Source organism: Actinocrinis puniceicyclus (assembly GCF_018283645.1).
Classification (GTDB): Bacteria; Actinomycetota; Actinomycetes; order Streptomycetales; family Catenulisporaceae; genus Actinocrinis; species Actinocrinis puniceicyclus.
Map to the genome: position 1 here is coordinate 1 of NZ_JAGSXH010000260.1, position 2,731 is coordinate 2,731.

At 69.2% G+C, this 2,731-nt stretch carries 1 protein-coding gene; it reads right to left on the bottom strand.

Annotation, left to right across the window (positions count from 1 at the left end; translation table 11 throughout):
• The coding region (locus KGA66_RS28540; protein ID WP_281416883.1) for a beta-ketoacyl synthase N-terminal-like domain-containing protein at positions 1 to 1,609 on the bottom strand (1,609 nt) is incomplete at its 3' end.
• Positions 1,610 to 2,731: the final 1,122 nt, after the last annotated feature.

The window sequence follows — 2,731 nt, forward strand, 5'->3', positions numbered from 1 at the left end:
TCCCCACACGCTGCGCACCCTGACCCGAAAACAAAAACGCCGTCCTACCCCCAACAACCCGCCCCTCGACCACACCAGCCACCGACTCACCACGCTCAAGCGCCGCCAACCCGGAAAGCACACCATCCCGGTCACCAGCCACCACCGCAGCACGCCGATCAAACCGAGCACGCGACGTCGCAGCCGAGAACGCCACATCCCGCACACCCAACCCAGGCCGCGCCAGCAAATGCGCCCGCAACCGCCCCGCCTGCGCACGCAACGCCACATCCGACTTCGCAGAAACCACAACCGGAACCGGACCGGCCGGGCGAACCGGCGACTCCGGTTGCGGCGCGACGCACTTCGGCGCCGCCGTCAGCACCATGTGACAGCACGTGCCGCCGATACCCAACGACGTCACACCCGCCGCGATCGACTCTTCGTCAGCCGGCCACGGCTCGTTTTCGACGACGACACGCAGCCCGAGGCCCGCCATGTCGATCTCGGGATTGGGCCGCGCGAAGTTCAGGCTGGGCACCAGCTCCCGGTTATCGATGCACAGCACGGTCTTGATCAGGCCCGCGATACCCGCCGCACCCTCAAGGTGGCCGATGTTGGTCTTCACCGAGCCGACCGCGAGCGGGGTCTCGCGCGAGACGCCGTACACCGAACCGAGTGCGGCAGCCTCGACCGGGTCGCCGACGCGCGTGCCGGTGCCGTGCAGTTCGAGGTACTGGACCCGGGCAGGATCGACTCCGGCGCTGCCCAGCGCGTCACTCATCGCACGGGCCTGCGCGGCGGCACTCGGGACGGTCAGACCGCCATCGCCGCACCCGGTCGCCACGGCGCTGCCCTCGATCACCGCGTAGACGTGGTCACCGTCCTCGAGCGCGCGCGCCAGCGGCTTGAGCACCACGACGCCGCCGCCCTCGCCGCGCACGTAGCCGTTGGCGCGCTCGTCGAACACGAAGCAGCGGCCGTCCGGGGACAGAACACCGGCCGCCTCGGCCGCGGCCGTGCTCAGCGGGGAGACGTGCAGGTGCACACCGCCGGCCAGCGCGATGTCAGCCTCGCCCTTGTGCAGGCTCTCGCAAGCCAGATGCACCGCGACCAGCGACGACGACTGCCCGGTGTCGACGGTGATGCTCGGGCCCTGCTGGCCCAGCACGTGCGAAACCCGGTTGGCGGTCATCGAGCGCGCCAGGCCGGTCAGCGTGTGGCGGGTGACGCCGTCCGGGCCGCCCATCGCCACGAGATCGGCGTAGTCGGCGGCCATGACGCCCAGGAACACCGCGAGCGTCCCGGGCGAGGCGGGCGGGCACGCGGCCTGCGGCGCGACGATGCCGGCGTCCTCAAGGGCCTGCCAGGCCAGTTCGAGGGCCAGCCGCTGCTGGGGGTCGGTCCCGGCGGCCTCACGCGGAGACATCCGGAAGAAGTCCGCGTCGAACTGGTCGATACCGTTGAGGAAACCGCCGCGCTGCGGGCCGAAGGGACGGTCGGCGTCGCGATCGCGGACTGCATCGACACCCCCGTGGAGCAACCGCCAGAACTCCTCGGCTCCCGACGAGTTCGGCATCCGCGAAGCGATCCCCACGATCGCGATCTGCCGCCGAGCCACGGGCGTCATCCCCATCCTGTTGTCCGGAAGCTTTTCGAAAAAACATCACGCCGGAATTCCGGTCACGCTGATCAGCGGCCGGCGAGTCCTCCTCGCGCAGCCTTCGACCCGTTCGCCGTTCCGTGTCATGCCCCGATGCGCCGTCCGGCCGATGAAAAACCGCCGTGACGCCGTTACCGCCGGTTCACGGCACGCGAAGGAGAGCAGCCGTGAACCAGCGGCAACATATGCCGGAAAGAGCTTTTCGCGAGGAGTCTCACGAATTGCAGATCATGCCCCGAGAATCCCAATGCGGCCGCGCTGCCACCCCGGTCATCACGCGTTCACCCAGAGGGCAACCGGAATGCCGGCCTACCTTGGGCGCCGAACGCGCAGAACGCTAACGGGTCGCGGGCCGGGGCCACAATCTCGACCCCTGCGACCCCCGCGGCCTCCGGCGGGCATCAGCCGCCTGAGCCGAAAGCGCAATTACGGAGAATTCGGAATTGCGCCGCCACCGGCCCGCGCGCGGCGCCCGCCGCCGCACCGGCCGCGCGGGGTGTCCAACCGGTGAATCGACGCCAGTTGAACACCCCGGGACACACTCACCGGCGTTCGAAATGTTCACGTCCGCGGCAGTACGCGGCCTTTATCTCGTCATTCTCACGACCGGCGATCCGAATGTGCTGGCTTTCAAGTATCACAGCCGCGGACGTTGAACCGACTTGTCGGGCGATCTGATGATGCGCCGGTCGTGACCCGGGTTGCGACACGGGACGACATCGCCGGGCAAATCGCCGGCCCCCAGCCGTTGGCATGGTTCGAGGCGGATGTTCACCACTTGAAGCCGCGGCGGGCTTCCCCGATTCCACCCGGGGCCGGTTGTCGCACGCGCCGCAGGACGTCGTGCGCCGGCGGCCGTGATCAGGGGTGTGGCTTGCCGGCTCGCACGCCGCTTCGCGACACCGCTTCGCGACACCTCACGATGAAGGAATACATGCGAGAACTGACATGCATGCGCGCCTTGTGACTGGAATCATCGGGCCCTTAGTCTGATCTCACTGGCAGCCCTGACGACGCGGGCGCCTGGGGCGAGGCAACCCGCGTGTCCTTCCGGCCGTACCCCGCGGCCCGCTGGAGACGCGCCCGCCC